The organism is Amycolatopsis sp. cmx-4-83 (assembly GCF_046548815.1).
Taxonomy (GTDB): Bacteria; Actinomycetota; Actinomycetes; order Mycobacteriales; family Pseudonocardiaceae; genus Amycolatopsis; species Amycolatopsis pretoriensis_A.
This window is the reverse complement of sequence record NZ_JAEBEF010000009.1, coordinates 391686-407936: the sequence shown is the minus strand read 5'-3', so window position 1 is coordinate 407936 and position 16251 is coordinate 391686. Positions and strand designations below refer to the sequence as shown.

Annotated in this window: 15 protein-coding genes; 6 read left to right on the top strand and 9 right to left on the bottom strand. The window is 71.7% G+C overall.

Annotation, left to right across the window (positions count from 1 at the left end; genetic code table 11):
* Nucleotides 1-60: 60 nt before the first annotated feature.
* Together tig and ACLJQM_RS28835 are read right to left on the bottom strand one after the other, a co-directional pair.
* Complete coding sequence (tig, locus tag ACLJQM_RS28840) at nt 61-1452, bottom strand: trigger factor (RefSeq protein WP_247020598.1); 1392 nt, start codon at nt 1450-1452, stop codon at nt 61-63.
* A gap of 128 nt (nt 1453-1580) precedes the next feature.
* Nucleotides 1581-2171 carry a TetR family transcriptional regulator gene (locus ACLJQM_RS28835; protein WP_360781405.1) on the bottom strand — a complete coding sequence of 197 codons (591 nt, stop codon included), beginning with the start codon at nt 2169-2171 and terminating at the stop codon, nt 1581-1583.
* A gap of 138 nt (nt 2172-2309) precedes the next feature.
* Between ACLJQM_RS28835 and ACLJQM_RS28830 the strand changes: the two genes are divergently transcribed.
* Nucleotides 2310-4406, top strand: a complete 2097-nt coding sequence (locus ACLJQM_RS28830; protein ID WP_410633477.1) for a fatty acid desaturase — start codon at nt 2310-2312, stop codon at nt 4404-4406.
* Between the two features lie 20 nt (nt 4407-4426).
* Here the strand turns inward: ACLJQM_RS28830 and ACLJQM_RS28825 are convergent, their stop codons facing one another.
* Complete coding sequence (locus ACLJQM_RS28825) at nt 4427-4978, bottom strand: hypothetical protein (RefSeq protein WP_410633476.1); 552 nt, start codon at nt 4976-4978, stop codon at nt 4427-4429.
* A 178-nt stretch (nt 4979-5156) separates the two neighbouring features.
* Between ACLJQM_RS28825 and ACLJQM_RS28820 the strand changes: the two genes are divergently transcribed.
* From ACLJQM_RS28820 to ACLJQM_RS28810, 3 genes are read left to right on the top strand one after another with little or no spacing between them, the layout of a single operon-like run.
* The gene (locus ACLJQM_RS28820) at nt 5157-6692 is read left to right on the top strand and encodes a sensor histidine kinase (protein WP_410633475.1); all 1536 of its coding nucleotides are present in this window, start codon (nt 5157-5159) and stop codon (nt 6690-6692) included.
* A gap of 4 nt (nt 6693-6696) precedes the next feature.
* On the top strand, nt 6697-8616 hold the full coding sequence (locus tag ACLJQM_RS28815; RefSeq protein ID WP_410633474.1) for an ArnT family glycosyltransferase: 1920 nt from the start codon (nt 6697-6699) through the stop codon (nt 8614-8616).
* A 45-nt stretch (nt 8617-8661) separates the two neighbouring features.
* Nucleotides 8662-9210 carry a GNAT family N-acetyltransferase gene (locus ACLJQM_RS28810; protein WP_410633473.1) on the top strand — a complete coding sequence of 183 codons (549 nt, stop codon included), beginning with the start codon at nt 8662-8664 and terminating at the stop codon, nt 9208-9210.
* Here ACLJQM_RS28810 and ACLJQM_RS28805 read toward each other — a convergent pair.
* From ACLJQM_RS28805 to ACLJQM_RS28780, 6 genes are all read right to left on the bottom strand, one after another.
* The gene (locus ACLJQM_RS28805) at nt 9164-10330 is read right to left on the bottom strand and encodes a hypothetical protein (RefSeq protein WP_410633472.1); all 1167 of its coding nucleotides are present in this window, start codon (nt 10328-10330) and stop codon (nt 9164-9166) included. The genes ACLJQM_RS28810 and ACLJQM_RS28805 overlap by 47 nt on opposite strands.
* Nucleotides 10327-11040, bottom strand: coding sequence for a hypothetical protein (locus ACLJQM_RS28800; protein WP_410633471.1), 714 nt, complete (start codon nt 11038-11040; stop codon nt 10327-10329). Before ACLJQM_RS28800 ends, ACLJQM_RS28805 begins: the two co-directional genes overlap by 4 nt.
* Nucleotides 11041-11192: 152 nt before the next feature.
* A complete protein-coding gene (locus ACLJQM_RS28795; RefSeq protein ID WP_410633470.1) occupies nt 11193-12239 on the bottom strand; it encodes a thiamine-phosphate kinase in 1047 nt (348 codons plus the stop codon).
* Nucleotides 12223-12852 (bottom strand): dCTP deaminase, encoded by a 630-nt coding sequence (dcd, locus tag ACLJQM_RS28790; RefSeq protein ID WP_410633469.1) that lies wholly within the window; start codon nt 12850-12852, stop codon nt 12223-12225. The genes ACLJQM_RS28795 and dcd overlap by 17 nt, the downstream gene beginning before the upstream one ends.
* Complete coding sequence (locus tag ACLJQM_RS28785) at nt 12849-13610, bottom strand: hypothetical protein (protein WP_410633468.1); 762 nt, start codon at nt 13608-13610, stop codon at nt 12849-12851. The genes dcd and ACLJQM_RS28785 overlap by 4 nt, the downstream gene beginning before the upstream one ends.
* A gap of 14 nt (nt 13611-13624) precedes the next feature.
* Nucleotides 13625-14839 (bottom strand): helix-turn-helix transcriptional regulator, encoded by a 1215-nt coding sequence (locus tag ACLJQM_RS28780; RefSeq protein ID WP_410633587.1) that lies wholly within the window; start codon nt 14837-14839, stop codon nt 13625-13627.
* 490 nt (nt 14840-15329) lie between these two features.
* Here ACLJQM_RS28780 and ACLJQM_RS28775 point away from each other — a divergent pair, with 490 nt between their 5' ends.
* Complete coding sequence (locus ACLJQM_RS28775) at nt 15330-15599, top strand: hypothetical protein (RefSeq protein ID WP_247020574.1); 270 nt, start codon at nt 15330-15332, stop codon at nt 15597-15599.
* On the top strand, nt 15596-16216 hold the full coding sequence (locus ACLJQM_RS28770) for a hypothetical protein (RefSeq protein ID WP_410633467.1): 621 nt from the start codon (nt 15596-15598) through the stop codon (nt 16214-16216). The genes ACLJQM_RS28775 and ACLJQM_RS28770 overlap by 4 nt, the downstream gene beginning before the upstream one ends.
* The last annotated feature ends 35 nt before the right edge of the window (nt 16217-16251 follow it).

Sequence of the window (16251 nt, the reverse complement as noted above, 5' to 3'; positions counted from 1 at the left end):
CGACCCTAACGAACTTGGGCGGTGCAGAATGCCTGACACCGCCCAAGTTCGCTCACAGCTTCACTCCGCCGGAGTCTTCGCCGTTTCGTCGGTGACCTGCGTCTCCTGGGTTGCCTCGTCAGCGGCCGGCTCGTCCGAGCCGAACAGCTCGGTGAGGTCGACCTCGGCGCCGGAGCCGTCGGTCACGGCGGCCTTGCGGACCACCGAGGCGAGGGCCTTGCCGCGCCGGACGTCGGCGTAGATCGCGGTCAGCTGGCCCGACTGCTGGGCGCGCTGGACGTACTCGTCCGGGCTGATCCCGAAGCGCTGGGCCTGGTAGATGATCCGCTCGGTGAGCTCGCCGTCGTTGACCGAGACCTCTTCCTTGTCGGCGATGGTGTCCAGCAGCAGCTGCGTGCGGACGGCCTTTTCCGACTCGGTGCGGGTCTCCGCGTCGAACTCTTCGAGGGTGCGGCCTTCGGCCTCGAGGGCCTGGGCGAACTGCGCCTCGTCGTGGTCGAACGGGTGGATCGCGTCGTGCTTGCGGTTCTCGATCTCGGCGTCGAGGACCTTCTCCGGGATCGGCACCTCGGTGCGCTCCAGGAGCTCGTCGAGCACCTTGTCGCGGGCCTGGACACCCTGCTGCATCTTCTTGACGCGGCCGAGGCGCTCGCGGAGGTCGCCCTTGAGCTCCTCGATGGTGTCGAACTCGCTCGCCATCTGGGCGAACTCGTCGTCGGCCTCGGGCAGCTCGCGCTGCTTGACCGACTGGACCGTCACGGTCACCTCGGCGTCCTTGCCGGCGTGCTCACCGGCGACGAGCTGGGTGGTGAACGTCTTGGTCTCGCCGGCGTTCGCGCCCACGATGGCCTCGTCGATGCCGTCGACGAGCTGGCCGGAGCCGATCTCGTAGGACAGCCCGGTGGTGCTCGCCTCCTCGACGGCCTCGCCGTCGACGGTCGCGGCCAGATCGATCGAAACGAAGTCGCCGGTCTCGGCCGGGCGCTCGACGCCGGTCAGCGTGCCGAAGCGGGCGCGCAGCTCGTCGAGCTGCTCGTCGACCTCGGCGTCGGTCAGCTCGACGTCGTCGACGGTGACCGCGAAGCCTTCGAGGTCGGGGAGCTCGATCTCCGGGCGCACGTCGACCTCGGCGGTGAACTCGAGGACGTCGCGGTCTTCGAGCTTGGTCACGTCGAACTCGGGGTTCCCGAGCGTGCGGACCTCGTTCTCGCGAACGGCCTCGATGTACTTGGCCGGGATGGCCTCGTTGACGACCTCGTCGAGCACCGGGCCGCGCCCGATCCGGCTTTCCAGGACGCGAGCGGGCGCCTTGCCGGGCCGGAAGCCCGGGATGCGCACCTGCTGGGCGATCTTGCGGTAGGCGCGGTCGAAGTTCGGCTTCAGCTCGTCGAACGGCACCTCGACATTGATCTTGACTCGCGTCGGGCTCAGCTGCTCGACGGTGCTCTTCAAGGTCTTCTCCTCGAGCGGTAACGATTGTGTAGGACAATCCTGCGGAAATGGCCCCGGTCACCTGCAGACCGGGAGGTCCGAGTCTAGGCCAGTGGCCCGCGCCGCCGGGGCGGGGGCCACCTGCGGCGTCACGACCCGAGCATCCGGCCGATCACCCAGCGCATCTGGCCGCTCGCGTGCTCGGCCGAGCCGCTGGGCTGCACCAGGTGGGAGAGCAGCAGCCGGACGAAGGCTTCGACCGCGACCGCCCACTCCGACGGGGTCAGCCGCACCTGGGGGTAGGCGCCCGCGAACACCGCGGCGACGGCGTCGACGGCCCGGCCCAGCACCGCCTCGGGCTGGGACGTGAGCAGCGGGAGGAAGTCGTCGCGGCCGCCCTGCGCGCCGCCGAGCGCGATCTCGATCAGCGGGTTGGCGCGGGCGGCTTCGAGGGTGTGCCGGAAGGCCTCGGTGACGCCGTCGACCGGGTCGTCCGGGTGCGCGGCGACGTCGGCGTGCACCCGCTCGACGAAGCGGTCGGTCTCGTCGAGCATCAGCGCCTCGGCGAGCTCGGCCTTCGAGCCGAGTTCGTTGTAGACGGTCTGCCTGCTCACCCCGACCCGCGCGGCCAGTTTCCCCATCGTCACGGCGGCCCAGCCGTCCGCGGCGATGACGTCCGCGGCCGCGGCCAGCAGCCGCTCGCGGGTGCGCGCCGGGGCGACGGGGGTGACGGCCTTCATAGGGCGAGCTTACCCACCGCTAACGTTCCGCTGGCGAGCCCCTTTTTTCGGAGCCTGCCAGAACGTTTACAAACCGGTCAGGGTTGTCTACGGTGACTCCCGCCTCGCCAGGAGCTTCTCGACCGAGGAGACCATTCGATGCCCGTCGCCCTCACCCAGCAGCACGGCCGGGTCGCCGTGGCGCCGACAGGGGAGCGGACGGCCCGCGCCGTCGTGCCCGCGCCCCGCGTCTGCCTGCCCGCCGTCTCGGTGCCGGCGCTGCTGCTGTTCACCGGCGGCGCGGCGGTGTGGGCCACCGCGACGTGGCTGCTGCTGGCGGGACTCGTGCCGGCGGTGGTGACCGTGCTGCTGAACACCGTGGTCACCTTCGCGATGTACACCGTGGTCCACGAATCGGCCCACCACTCGGCGGGGAAGCTGACCTGGGTCAACGAGGTGCTCGGGCGGCTGGCGGTCCCGTTCGTCGCGGCCTACGCCTCCTTCCCCTCGCTGCGGTTCGTCCACGGGCTGCACCACCGCCACACCAACGCTTCGGCGCACGCCGACCCGGACGCGTGGACCTCGCGGGGCCCGCGCTGGCAGCTGCCGCTGCGCTGGCTGACCCTCGACGTCTCCTACGCGCGCTGCTACTTCGCCCGGCTGCGGTCGCGGCCACCGCACGAGCTGGCCGAGACGCTGGTGGTGCTGGCCACGGCGCTGACGGCCGCGGCGGCGCTGGTCACGAGCGGCCACGGCGTCGAACTGGTGCTGGTGTACCTGCTGCCGCAGCGGCTCGGGCTGGGCCTGCTCGCGTGGTCGTTCGGCTGGCTGCCGCACCACGGCCTGCCCGCCGCGGGACCGGAGGGCCGCTTCGGCACCACCCGGGTGCGCGTCGGGCTCGACCGGCTGCTGACCCCGGTGCTGCTGGCCCAGAACCTGCACCTGGTGCACCACCTGCACCCCGCCGTCCCGTTCCACCGGTACCGGCGGGTCTGGCTGGAGAACCGCGAGGCCTACTTGACCAGGGACGTCCCGCTGAGCACCGCGTGGGGCCGCGAACTGACCGCGGCGGAGTACCTGGCGGCGGCCGGGCTCGAAACCGAACCCGAGGTCGTGGTGCCCGCACCGGCCTCGCCCCCGCTCGGCCCGAGCCGCTTCCACCGGCTGCGGGTGCGCGAAGTCCGGCAGCTGACCGCGGACGCCGTCGCGCTCACGTTCTACGTCCCGCCGCAGCTCAAGGACGAGTTCCGGTTCACACCCGGCCAGCACGTGGCGGTCCGCGCGGTGCTCGACGGGCTGCCGGTGCGGCGGACGTACTCGATCTGCGCGCCCGCGGCGTCCGGCGAGCTGCGGATCGCGGTGAAGCGGCGTCCGGGCGGCGCGTTCTCGAGCCACGCGACCACGGCGCTGGCCGAGGGCGACTTCCTCGACGTCCTGCCGCCGTCGGGCGGGTTCACGCACACCCCGGACCCTGCGCGGACCGCGCACTACGTGGCGCTGGCCGCGGGCAGCGGCATCACGCCGGTGCTGTCCATCCTGGTCAGCACGCTGTCGGCGGAGCCGCACAGCAAGGCGACGCTGCTGTACGTCAACACCTCCGGCGCGACCACGATGTTCGCGCGGGAGCTGAGCGCACTGGCCGACGGCTTCGGCGGCCGCCTGCACGTCGTGCACTACCGCACCGACGAGCGCGACCCGGACCTGCACGCGCACCGGCCCCGCCAGTTCGACGTCGTCGGCGAAGCACTGGCCATCTCTCACGAGCGCTACCAGCGCGGCCGCCTCGACGGCACGCGGCTGCGCGCGCTCCTGCAGAACCGCCTGCACCCGGCGAAGGTCGACGAGTGGTTCCTGTGCGGCCCGCGGGGCCTCACGGACCTGGCCCGCCGCACGCTGGCGGACGCGGACGTCCCGGAGGAGAACGTCCACTTCGAACTGTTCCGCGGCGCGGCCCCGCTGCGCGACCCGGCGGGCGCCCCGGCCGCGGTGGCGGTGACCCTGGGCGGCCGGACGACGTCGATCCCGGCCGCCGCCGGGGAAACGGTCCTGGACGCGGCCCTGCGCGCGGGCTTCGAGGTCCCGTATTCGTGCACCGGCGGCGCGTGCGGGACGTGCCAGGCGACGCTGCTGCACGGCCAGGTCGAGATGGACGTCCGTTACGCCCTGACGGAGGACGACGCGGCGGCGAACCGGATCCTGACGTGCCGGTCGAGGGCGACGACCCCGGAGGTCGCGGTCGACTACGACCGCCGCTGACCCCCGGCGCCGCCACGCCGTCAGCCGGTCCGGGTGGGCGGGGTTCCCTGACCACCGCCGGGCTGGGCGCCCGTCTGGCCCTCCGTCACCGACGTCGCCGTCGCCGTGGTGCCCGACTCCGTCGCCACCACCGTGATCGTGTCGCCGGTCGCCAGGCCCGTCGCCTGCGCCGACGTGATCGTGTACGTCTTCGAGAAGCCGTCGTCGCTCTTCGCCGTCAGCGACGTCGCGCTCAGCTCCGTCACCTCGCCCGTCTGCATGATCTTCGTGACGTAGCCGCCGTTCCCGTCCGAGGACACGTACTCGCCGTGCAGGGCCGAACCCAGGCCGCCGCTGCCTCCCGGGCCGCCCGGGCCGCCGTTCATGCCGCCCGGCCCCGCGGCCGTGCCGGTGGCCGTCGAGGACGACGAAGCGGCCCAGACCGCCGCTCCCCCGCCGGCCACGATCACGGCCGCGACGGCGCCCGCCGCGATCTTCTTTCCCGGGGACCAGCCCGCCCGCGGCGGCGTGCCCGGTGCGGGCGCGGCGCCCCACGTCCGGTCCGGTGTGGACGGTGCCTGCGGTGTGGTCATCGTGGTGCTCCTTAAAGAGATCCTTCGGTGCGGTCCACGGTGCGGCCCCACGCTGTGCGCGGACTGTGCCCGCCGTCAGCCGTTCCTGTGACCGGCGGAATCGCCGCAGCCGCCACCGCACAGCCGCCTCACAGGCAGCACACAAGCCGCACACACGGCCCGGCCGGAGGCTGAACCCATGGCCGCGCGAACCGTCTCGTCACGCCCCCGCCGGGGGCGGCTTTCGCTGCGCGCGAAGCTGACCGGGTCGATGGTCGTGCTGCTCACCGTGGTGTGCCTGATCGTCGGCGTCGTCAGCGAACTCGCGCTCGACGTCTTCCTCACCCGCCAGGTCGACCAGCAGCTGTCCGCCGCCGCGACCCGCTCCCTCGTCTTCGCGAGCAACGCCCGCCCGCAGGACGCCGGGCCGCCCGAGGACCAGGGCCAGCACCCCCTCGGGCAGAACGTGGGCACGGTGAGCGGCACCTTCGACGCGCAGCGGCGGCTCGTCCACGACGACAGCATCTCCGAGCACGGCGACCGCCTGCGGCTTTCGGCGGCCCAGCAGGCCGTCATGCTCTCGGTCCCCGCCGACGGCAGGCCGCACACGGTGTCGTTCGACGACCTCGGCGAGTACCGGCTGATGGCGCTGCCGGTCACCGGGACCGGCGAAGTCGTGGTCACCGGCCTGCCGATGGCACCGGTCACCGCCACGCTCGTCACCGTCGGGCTGATCCTGTTCGGCGTCGCCGCCGCGGGCGTCCTCGGCGCGGCCTTCCTCGGCGCGTTCGCGGTCCGCCGCACGCTGCGCCCGCTCGACCGCGTCGCGGCCACCGCGGGGCGCGTGACCGAGCTGCCGCTCGACCGCGGTCAGGTCGCGCTGTCCATCCGCGTCCCGGAGGCCGACACCGACCCGCGCACCGAGGTCGGGCAGGTCGGCTCGGCGCTCAACCTGATGCTCGGCCACGTCGCCCAGGCCCTCGAAGCCCGCCAGGACAGCGAGATCCGCGTCCGCCAGTTCGTCGCCGACGCCAGCCACGAGCTGCGGACGCCGCTGGCCGCCATCCGCGGGTACGCCGAGCTGGCCGCCCGCGGCAGCGCGCTGGTGCCGCCCGATGTCGCGCACTCGATGGGCCGGATCCAGTCCGAGGCCGTCCGGATGTCGGCGCTCGTCGAGGACCTCCTCCTGCTCGCGCGGCTCGACGCGGGCCGCCCGCTCGACGTCCGCGAAGTCGACCTCACCCGGCTGGTCGCCGACGCGGTCGGCGACGCCCAGGTCGCCGGCCGCGGCCACCACTGGCTCCTGGAGCTGCCCCCGGACCCGGTCCTCGTGCACGGCGACGTCCAGCGCCTGCACCAGGTCCTGGCGAACCTGCTGGCCAACGCCCGCACGCACACGCCGCCCGGCACCACGGTGGTGACGGCCCTGGCCCGCTCGGTCGACGGCAGCGCGGTGCTCACGGTGACCGACAACGGCCCCGGCATCGACCCGGACCTGCTCCCCGAAGTCTTCGAACGGTTCGCACGCGGCGATTCGTCGCGCTCCCGCAACGCCGGCAGCACCGGCCTCGGCATGGCGATCGCGTCCGCGGTCGTGCTCGCCCACCACGGCAGCATCGAGGTGCACAGCCGTCCCGGGCGGACGGAGTTCGCGGTGCGCCTCCCCGTGGCCGTGCCCGCACAGCGAGTGCACAGCATCGGCACAACCCGGCCCCAGCTCGGCACCGGAAGCTGACCTCATGACCGCTGTGACATCCGGGGCTTCGCCCCGGGCCGGGGGCTCCGCCACCCGGAACCCCCGAAAAGCCGGTGTAGCGTCACGCGAAACCGCTGTGACCCCTTCTGTAACCGCCCGCTCGACCTGGCACCGGCCCGCGCTGGCCGTCCTCCTGCTCGGCACGGCGGTGCTGTACCTCTGGGGCCTCGGCGCGTCCGGCTGGGCGAACGCCTTCTACTCGGCTGCCGCCCAGGCGGGTTCGGAGAGCTGGAAGGCGCTGTTCTTCGGCTCCAGCGACGCGGCGAACGCGATCACGGTCGACAAGACCCCGGCGGCGCTGTGGGTCATGGGGCTCTCGGCGCGGGTGTTCGGCGTCAACGCGTGGAGCATCCTGGTGCCGCAGGCGCTGATGGGCGTGGGCTCGGTGTGGCTGCTGCACGCGGCGGTCCGCCGCACGTCCGGCCCGGCCGCGGGCCTGCTCGCCGGGCTCGTGCTGGCGCTGACCCCGGCCGCCGCGCTGATGTTCCGCTTCGACAACCCCGACGCGCTGCTGGTGCTGCTCCTGGTCGCCGCCGCGTACTGCGTGGTCCGCGCCGCCGAGAAGGCGAGCCCGCGCTGGCTCGCGCTGGCCGGCGTCGCGGTGGGGTTCGGCTTCCTGGCGAAGATGCTGCAGGCGTTCCTGGTGCTCCCGGCGTTCGCGCTCGCTTACCTGATCGCGGCGCCGGTGTCGCTGGGCAAGCGGCTGCTGCACCTGCTGGGCGCGTTGCTTTCCACGGTCGTGGCGGCCGGCTGGTACCTCGTGGTGGTCGCGCTCTGGCCGCCCGCCGACCGCCCGTTCATCGGCGGCTCCCAGACGAACTCCCTGTGGGAACTGGTCTTCGGCTACAACGGCTTCGGCCGCATCACGGGCGACGAGGTCGGCAGCGTAGGCGGCGGCGCCGGCCGCGGCTGGGGTTCGACCGGCCTGACCAGGCTGTTCGGCAGCGAAATGGCGGGCGGCATCGCGTGGCTGCTGCCGGCGGCCGTGCTGGCGCTGGGCGCGGGCCTGTGGTTCACCCGCCACGCCCCGCGCACGGACCGCTCCCGTACGGCCCTGGTCCTGTGGGGCGGCTGGCTCCTGGTGACGGCGCTGGTGTTCAGCTACATGGGCGGCATCATCCACCCGTACTACACGGTCGCACTGGCCCCGCCGATCGCGGCACTGGTCGGCACGGCGGCGGTCCAGCTGTGGCGCCTGCGTTCCCGCCCATCGGCATCGGGCCTGCTCAGCGGCGGCGTGGCCCTGACAGCGCTCACGGCGTACCTGGTGCTGTCGAGCTCGACGTGGCAGCCATGGCTGGCCCCGACGATCCTGGTGGGCGGCCTGCTGGCGGCGGTGGCCCTGTTCTTCGCAGCCCACCTGACCCGCTGGGCGGCGTCCGCAGTCGCCGTCCTGGCCCTGGTCGCGACTTTGACCGGAACGGGCGCGTACACGCTGGCGACAGCGGCAACCACGCACAGCGGCGCAATCCCGTCGGCAGGCCCCTCATCGGGCTTCGGCGGCCGCGGCCCGGGCGGCTTCCGCGGCGGCGGCCCGGGCTCACTGCTGAGCACGACGATGCCGGGCGCTTCCCTGACGGCGTTGCTGGAGAAGGACGCCTCCCAGTACACGTGGACGGCGGCAACGGTGTTGTCGAACGCGGCGGCGGGTTACCAGCTGGCGAGCGGAGCGCCGGTGATGGCGGTGGGCGGCTTCAACGGGACCGATCCTTATCCGACGCTGGCGCAGTTCCAGCAGTACGTGGCTGCCGGCCGGATCCACTACTTCCTGGGTGAGGGCATGACGATGCAGGGCAGCACGGGTTCGGACGCGGCCCAGCAGATCGCGGAGTGGGTGGCCGAGCACCACCGGGCGTCCACTGTGGACGGTGTAGCGGTCTACGACCTCACCGTGACCGCGTAGAGTTCCCGGGTAGCGGGTTTAGCGCCCGGGCGGACGGGAGGAGCCATGACCGAACCCCATGTCCGACCGGCGCGTTCCGCGGACTTGGAATCGTTCGTCGCGGCCTTCGGCACCGGCTGGTACTTCACCGATCGGCTGAGGCGCCAGTGGCGAAGGTGCGGTGTGCTTCTCCTCGCGTGGCTGGACAGCCACCCGGCAGGCCACGTGTACGTGTGGCTGGAAACCGCCGAAGAACCGCCGATCCGCCGGTACCTCTCCGGGGTCGCCCTGCTCACCCACCTCGAGGTCCGGCCGGAGCTGCGCAACCGCGGCATCGGCCGGGCCCTGGTCGCCGCGACCGAGGAGTACCTTCTCGACAGCGGCCACCACCGGGTCGCCTTGGCTGTCCGCACCGACAACACGGCCGCGGCCCACCTCTACCGCCGCTTGGATTACCGGGATTGGGGCCACGACGAAGTGACCTGTTACGCGCTCACGGTGTTGCCGGACGGCAGTTTCCGCGACGAGCCGGAACGGTGTCACGTGCTGGTCAAGAACCTCGTGCCGGTCACACCCGCGCCACCGGTGCCGCCGATCGGCGCCGCCCGGTACTGACCCGGACGTCGACACCGGCATGGGCGAACGAAGGAAGGCCGAGCACCCCGACGGCTTGCTCGACGCCCGAACCCCCGTGGTCCCGACGGAGCTCGGTGATCCGCCGCCGCCAGCGCACGCAGTCGGCTTGCCAGGCACGGAGGTACCGCGTGCACAGCTCCGGCGTGATCAACTCGCTGCGCCCGATCGCCGCTCTGAGCGAGTCGACCATCCGCGCGCGCAGGCCCGCTTCGATCTTCGACCGCTGGACCAGTGCGATCGTCTCGCGGATGATCCGGCGGCGGTCGGCGAAGAACTCCCGCCAGTACCGCTCGTCGGCGTGCATGAGGCCGAGGTGGCTGTCGAACAGCCCGAACACGCCCTCGGCCAGGGTGTCCCCCAGTTCTTCACCACGGGCGCGACGGGCGTCCCGGTAGGGGTCGTAGCGCTTCTGGACCGCCAGCCCTGTGACCGCCGACGGCCGCAGATCCCTGCCGTCGAGCAGGAAGAACCAGTCTTCGTTGTAGATGTTGGGGAAGAACGAGCCGAACGCGGCTTCCCCGACCGCGAGCGCGCCACCACCGATGAAGGTGTCTTGCGCTTGCCCGACGTCGCGGATCGCGTGGCACACTACGGAGTTGTCCGGCATTCCCGCATTGGCGAGCCCGACGACCGGGAACTCGCCGAGCAGGCCGGCCGCGACGCCGAGATCCGCGGTGTCCGGCAGGTCGATGTCGTCGTCGAGGAAGAGGATCCGCTGCCAGCCGGCCAGCGCCGCGATGAGCAGGCCGAGGTTCCGCTTGAAGCTGGTGTCGGTCGGCCTCCGGAACCGGGTCTCCCGCAGGAGCTGATCCGTGGCGAACGGCGGCACGAGCCCGGGGTCCACCTGGTCGATGTCGATGGCGAGCGCGCGGACGCCCGCCCCCTTCGCCTCCAGCACGGCGCTGGATATGGTGGACCGCCTGCTGCACAACAGGAGCAGGAAGACGTCGTGTTCCCTGGCCGCGGCGATCGCCTGACGCAGGTAGGGGGCCGGGCGGCCGGTGGGCACGATGATCGCGTCGAACGCCGCACGCGGCGCGTCGAAGGTGTCGAAAGCGGCCAGCAGACCCCGGTGCGACCGGTACTGCCGGGCGGTCATCCGGCGTCCTCGGGCCACTCGTGCAGGCGGTTCTCTTCGAGGGTCCAATCCGGGGTGAGGCCCTGCCCGCCGACGACCGGCACCCGGCTGATGATGCTGAACGACTCCGCGTCGCCGAAACGCTCGCGCGCGTACGCCTCGTTCCGGTCGCCGAACCGCACGTCCGTCAGCGCCCGAACCGCTCCGAGTGTGCCGCGCCCGTACATGCCGTTGCACATGGTCACGGTCCGCTTCCGGTTGAAGGGGCTGATCCCGCGGTAGAACAGGGCAACGTCCTCCACCAGGCGACCACCGTCGAACTGCGGTTCCACCAGGATCGACCGGCCGTTCTGCCACACCCGGAAGCCGCCTTGTTCGGCGTCGTCGTCTCTGCTGACTTGCTCTACCGGGAGATCGACCCGTTCGATCACGTCCCGGGTCACCGAGTTCCAATCGACGCCGCCGAGCAGGACGAGGTGGGCGGTGTAGTGGTGGGAACTCAACTCATCGGCCGTGTGGAAAGTGACCAAGGCTTCGGGATTGCGGGCCCGGATATGGCCGAACAGCTCGATCAGCGCATCAGGGTCGGCATAGGTGTACAACGAAACGAAATCGGCGCTCTCCGGGTCGGCGTAGGCGAGATGCCGCCGGTATTCCTCCGGCAGCGGTGGGCACACGATGGTGATGTCCTGGTCCCGCTCGAAGGTCCAGAAATCCCTGGCCGGCGTCATGCCTCGAGCCGCTCGATCGACGGGCCCCTGCCGAAAGCCCGGGCGAGCGCGGGCCGAGGCGTTCGCGGTGGCATCACTCCGCCGTCCTCCAGTGGTCCGCAGTGGCGCGAGCAAGAAGCTCGATTGTACCCACCGCGACACCGTTCAACGGCTCATCGCCTGCCCAGCACGGCCTCCACGAGCGTCGCGGGCTCACCGCCGTGCCAGGAGCTCGGTGAGAACCGCTCCTGTGCGATGCCTTCCCACCGCGCGGCTCCCAGCGTCAGCTCCGGCCCTGCCGTCAACGTCCCGATTTCCTGTGCCGGCACGCCTTCTTCGTCCAGTGTCTTGATGGCCAGCTCGACGTCTTCCGCCCTGGTGACGACGACAAGTCCCCAGTCGCCCCACGTCTGGGCGAGCTCGAAGGGCCGGAGGTCGCACTGAGCCGCGACCTGGGCCACGCCGTCGGCCAAGTCGAATTCCTCGCTGATCTCCGCGCCGAGGGCGTTCGCCTCACACAGCGTGCGGACGGTCGCGAACAAGCCGTCGGAGACGTCCATCGCCGCTCGGGCGAAGCTGCGGGCTGCCAGGACCTGGCCGGCCTTGAGCTGGGCCTTCGGGCGGCAGGCGCGGTCCCAGAGTTCGTCTTCCACCCGCCGCGGCACCGAAGCCCGGCCCGTCTTCACCAGAGCCGCCGCCCAGAGGTACCCCGGCGAGCCGACCAGCAGCAGGCGGTCGCCTTCCTTCGCGCCGGAGCGCCGGAGCCTGCTGCCCGGCACGCACCGGCCGATCGCCGTGGCCGTCAGCTGCATCGTCGCGCCGTCTCGGATGTCGCCGCCGGCGACTTTCGTGCGGTGCTCGCGACAACAGGCGTCGACGCCGTCGAGGAGCCGCTCGAACTGCGCGACCGTGGTCGTCTTGGGAAGCGTGTAGTTCACGACGAGCCCCAACGGCGTGGCACCGGCCGCGGCCAGGTCCGACAGGTTGATCGTGGCCAGCAGCCATCCCGCGTGGAACAGGTCCGGCTCGGCCAGGATGTTCACCACCGGCGTCGGGCAGCTGTCGGTCGTCGCGACGAGCTCGCTCCGCGCGGCCACCTCGCCGAGCAGGGCGCTGTCGTCGCCGAAGCCTTCCGTGCGGCCGTAGCGCGGCCGCAACACGTGTTCCTGGATGCCCCGCTCGCCCAGATCGCCGAGGAGGAGCTCAGAGGTGCCGGACATGGTCCGCCAATCGGGACGCGACGACCGCGTGGTCGCTCGAATAGTTGTGCGGCATTTCGCCGTAGGGGAGCTCGCTCCCGGTCGAAGCGAACAGCATCAAGTTGCAGATCCGCGCCCCTGGATACAACAGGACCGGGTGCCGGAGGTGGTTGACGATCTCCAGCGTCAGCACGGCGCCCGTTCCCCGGCCGAAGCCGGGGCTGACCTGACCGCACAGCACGACACCGATCCCCAGCCGCGCGTAATCACTGGTCCCGTCGACGAGGCCGGCCAGGTGTTCCGGGAGGCCGATCTTCTCCAAGGTCGGCGCGAGCACCACTTCGCCGGGGTCCACGGTCAGCCGCCCGTGGGCGTCGAGCTCCTTGGGGACCAGTTGCGGGTGGGTCGAGCGGTCCGCGACGTCGACCGGACCGGTCGTCACCAGCGTGAACGCCTCCCGCCCGAGCCGCAGGCTGAGCGCCGCCGGGCGCACGAGCGCGGCGTCGAACGGCTCGACCCGCAGTTCGCCGGCGGCCTGGGCTCGCCGGATGGCCCGGTCGGTCAGCACCCCGCGCCGGCGCCGCGCCGGCATGCGGCGCTTTTTCACCTGGGCTTTCCACTCCACGAGCGTCATGGTGCGACCTCGTTCTCGAGGGTCGAAAGGACTTCGCTCACGAGCCGGACGAAGTCCTCACCGGAGAGTTCGACATTGGGCTGGTCGTCGCTTTCGCCGGGTTCGCAGTAGACGACCGTCGTCGGCGTCCGGCGCGGCCCCTGGACCACGACGGTCGCCGTGAGCCCGGCGTCGATCGGGCGCACCGTGTGCACCACCGCGGTGTCGCACGTGTAGACGTCACCGCCGTGGACGTGCGGTGCCCCGCGGCGTTTCAACCGGACCTCGCCGTCGGCGACGAGCGCCGCCGGGTTCGCCGGATCGGTGCCGTAGCGGTACCGCCGGTAGGGCTTCCCGCCCTCGGTGGTCTCCGCGAAGTCCACCATGTGCATGCCGGTTCCGGTGAGCACGTAGGAGGCGAATTCCCACCGGTGGCTGTGCGGGTTGGATTCGCCGCGCGACGGCGTCTTGCCGCGGGGCCAGACGTGCAGGCGCACGCGGAACTCCGGTTCGAGTCCCGTATGGAGGACGATCTTCGCGAAACCGTTGGGGTGCCAGTACGAACGCTTCGCCACATCGGCGACCGCCGCTTCGTCGGCGACCAGATCCCTTAGCCAGGCGGCGAAACCGCGCCGGTCGGTGCGGATGTGCTTGGCGGCCTTTTCGAGCTGGACCAGGCCGGCGTGGAGATCGTCGTCGCCCAGCGCGTCCGCGATGCGGCGCGGGAAAGCGTGGCCGGCCAAGGGGTCGGCGGCAACGACGAAAGGAGTCGTGCTCATGGTGCGGGGATTCTCTATTCTACGGCTGCGGGTGGGAGAAAAGGTGGTGCGGTGAACGCCAGCGCGGCCGCCCGCAGGGCGGTGACGGCGTCGAGGGTCATCCAGATCGGGAGGTCGCCGCTGCCCCAGGCCCAGAGGCCGATACCGGGTTCGTAGCGCTCCCAGAGCGAATCGAGCGCTTGGTTCAACCGGACGGCCGGGACCCGGGGCGCCTCGGCCAGCGCTTGCACGACCCACGCGGACGTGAAGTGCTTGATGTTGACCCGGACGGATTCCCGGCCGGGTTGCGGCAACGCCAGGTCTTCCATGATGCCGTCGTCCGGGTGCGTCCGGTCGACGAGCCACTGCGTCGCCACTTCGACCGCGTCCCGGACGTCGGCGCGGTCTGCCCCCGTACGCAGCAGGTCACGCAACGCCACGACGGCGCGCGCGGTGTGCGCTGTGGACGGTTCCGGGGCCACCAGCCCGGGTTCTTTCTTCTCGCCCCACAGGAGGACGCCGTCGAAGTCCAGCCGGGCGGTGAGGAGGTCGTCCGTCAGCCGGCGGGTCAGCGGAGCGCCGGGGCCGATCCGGGCCGACGTGCGCAACGCGGTGGCGAGCAGGAAGGGCCGGGTGCGGCTGTAATCGTCGAGCGAGTTCTCGAGGTGCTGCAAACCCTCTTCGGCGGACAGGACGGTACTGGCCCGGCACAGCGCGTCCACCACCGCCGCGGTGACCTCGGGGCGCCGTCCGGCGGACCGACCTTGCCACCCGAAGTCGGACCGCTTGGCGTAGAGGCGCTCGACGACCGGACGTAGGTCGATGTAGGCGGAACCCAACACGGCCAACGCGCTGATCCCGTACGCGGTGGCGAGCGTGGTCTGCTCGTTGTCCTGCTGGAGGTTGTGCCGCCAGCCGACCGCACGGCCGTTCTCGTCGCGGATCAAGTGCCCGACGAGGCTCTGTCCCGCCCGCCGGAAGACCTCGAGCAGCGAGCCGCGCGTCGACAGGGGCGCGCCGCCCGCCGGAGCGGGTGACCGAGCCGCTTCGACCATCTGGACCAAGGCATTCGCCGCCCGGAAGTGATCGTCGAGCAGCCTGGCGTTCTCCACCGAAGGGAGGTAACGCCCGGTTTCCCACTGCGTCAGGTTCGCCCGGCTCACGCCGATGATCCGGGCGACGTCGGCCTGGGTCAGGCCGGCTGCCTTGCGCAACCGGCGCAGCTCCGTGCCCACCGCTTCGACGGTCAGCGTTACCACATCAGTACCTATCGGCGGCCCCGCCGCCGACATAGAATGTAGGTAGGCACCGGCCACTGGGCTTACCTACCCAGGTAGGCAAACGTAGGGAGGTGACAGTTCGTGGACACAGAGCGCACCTTATCCCATCCACGGGCCAATGACGCCGCCGACTCGATCGGACTCCGCCGAAAGGGTTGTGCGCGCAGCTCAAACGCCACCTTTTCGCCGTACACCTCGACGACCGGCCGCTCCCGGGCTTTCACGGAGAGTGCCCGGAGACGCCGCCGAGGCATCTGATCGGACTGCCCGTCCGCAGCCGGACGTGGCCACGGGGGTATCAAAAGCCGAGTCACCCCCCTCCTACATCCGGCCAACGCCGCACCACCCGCCTGGCCGAACTTCGACGAATCGCGAGCTGAATCCCGCCTTCTGAGTCACCTGACACACAAGGCGCGGCGTTCCGGAGGTTTTCTGGATCCACCGAGGAGGAGGGCAACTCATGGACCCCTACACCACCGCCGCACCGCGCGGCAGCCGCTGGCGTCGTGGCGTCTACGCCGCCGGGCTCGTCATCCCCTTCACCGCGTCCCAGCTGTGGGCGCTGCTGGTGCTGCTCCGGCTCGCGCCGCTCGAGGGCCTCGTGGGGCAGGCCGTCGTGCTCGTCCTGCTGGGATCCGTCGCCGCGGTCTGGGCCGGGTGGCGGTGGACCTGGCGGCTCGGCAAGGACAAGGACCTCCAGCCCGCCCCCAAGACCCGGATCCCGACATGACCTCCGCGCCGGCGATCGTCGCGGCCATCGTGGCCGCCACCGGAGCCGGACGCCTGCTGCGCCACCTCGGCGGCTTCTTCCGCCGCCACCCGACCGAAAGGAGCACGGACATGACCACCAGGCAGCCGTCCTTCCCGCTGCGGATCTACCACTGGCGGTGGGAGATCCTGAGCCTGACGCTGCTCCCCTACGCCGTCGTGACGTTCGCGCTGTGGGCGGGCCCGCTGTGGGCCTCGGTCATCCTCGCCGCCGCGCTCGGCTGGGCGGTGCTGCGCCGTCACCAGGTCCGCGCCCGGATCCGCGCGGTCGCGCTGCAACACCGCTTGCGGGCGGCGTTCCCGCAGCTGCGCCTCCCCGGCGGCCGGCCGACGATCCTGTGGAGCCGCCCCCGCGGCGGTGACGTCGTCGTGTCGCTGTACGGGCGCGAAGCCTTCGACCACCTGCACCGCCACCGCTCGGTACTGGCGGCGGCGTGCGCGGTGCCGGAGGTGTACGTCGACCGCCACCCGCGCTACGCGAGCCTGGTGACGCTGACGATCAGCTTCACGGCACCGAAGCACGAGCCCGGCCGGGCGTCCCTGCCGAGCAACGTGGTGCCGCTGCGCGTCCACAGCTGACCCTCACGGCCCGGTGTCCACCCTTCGGACACCGG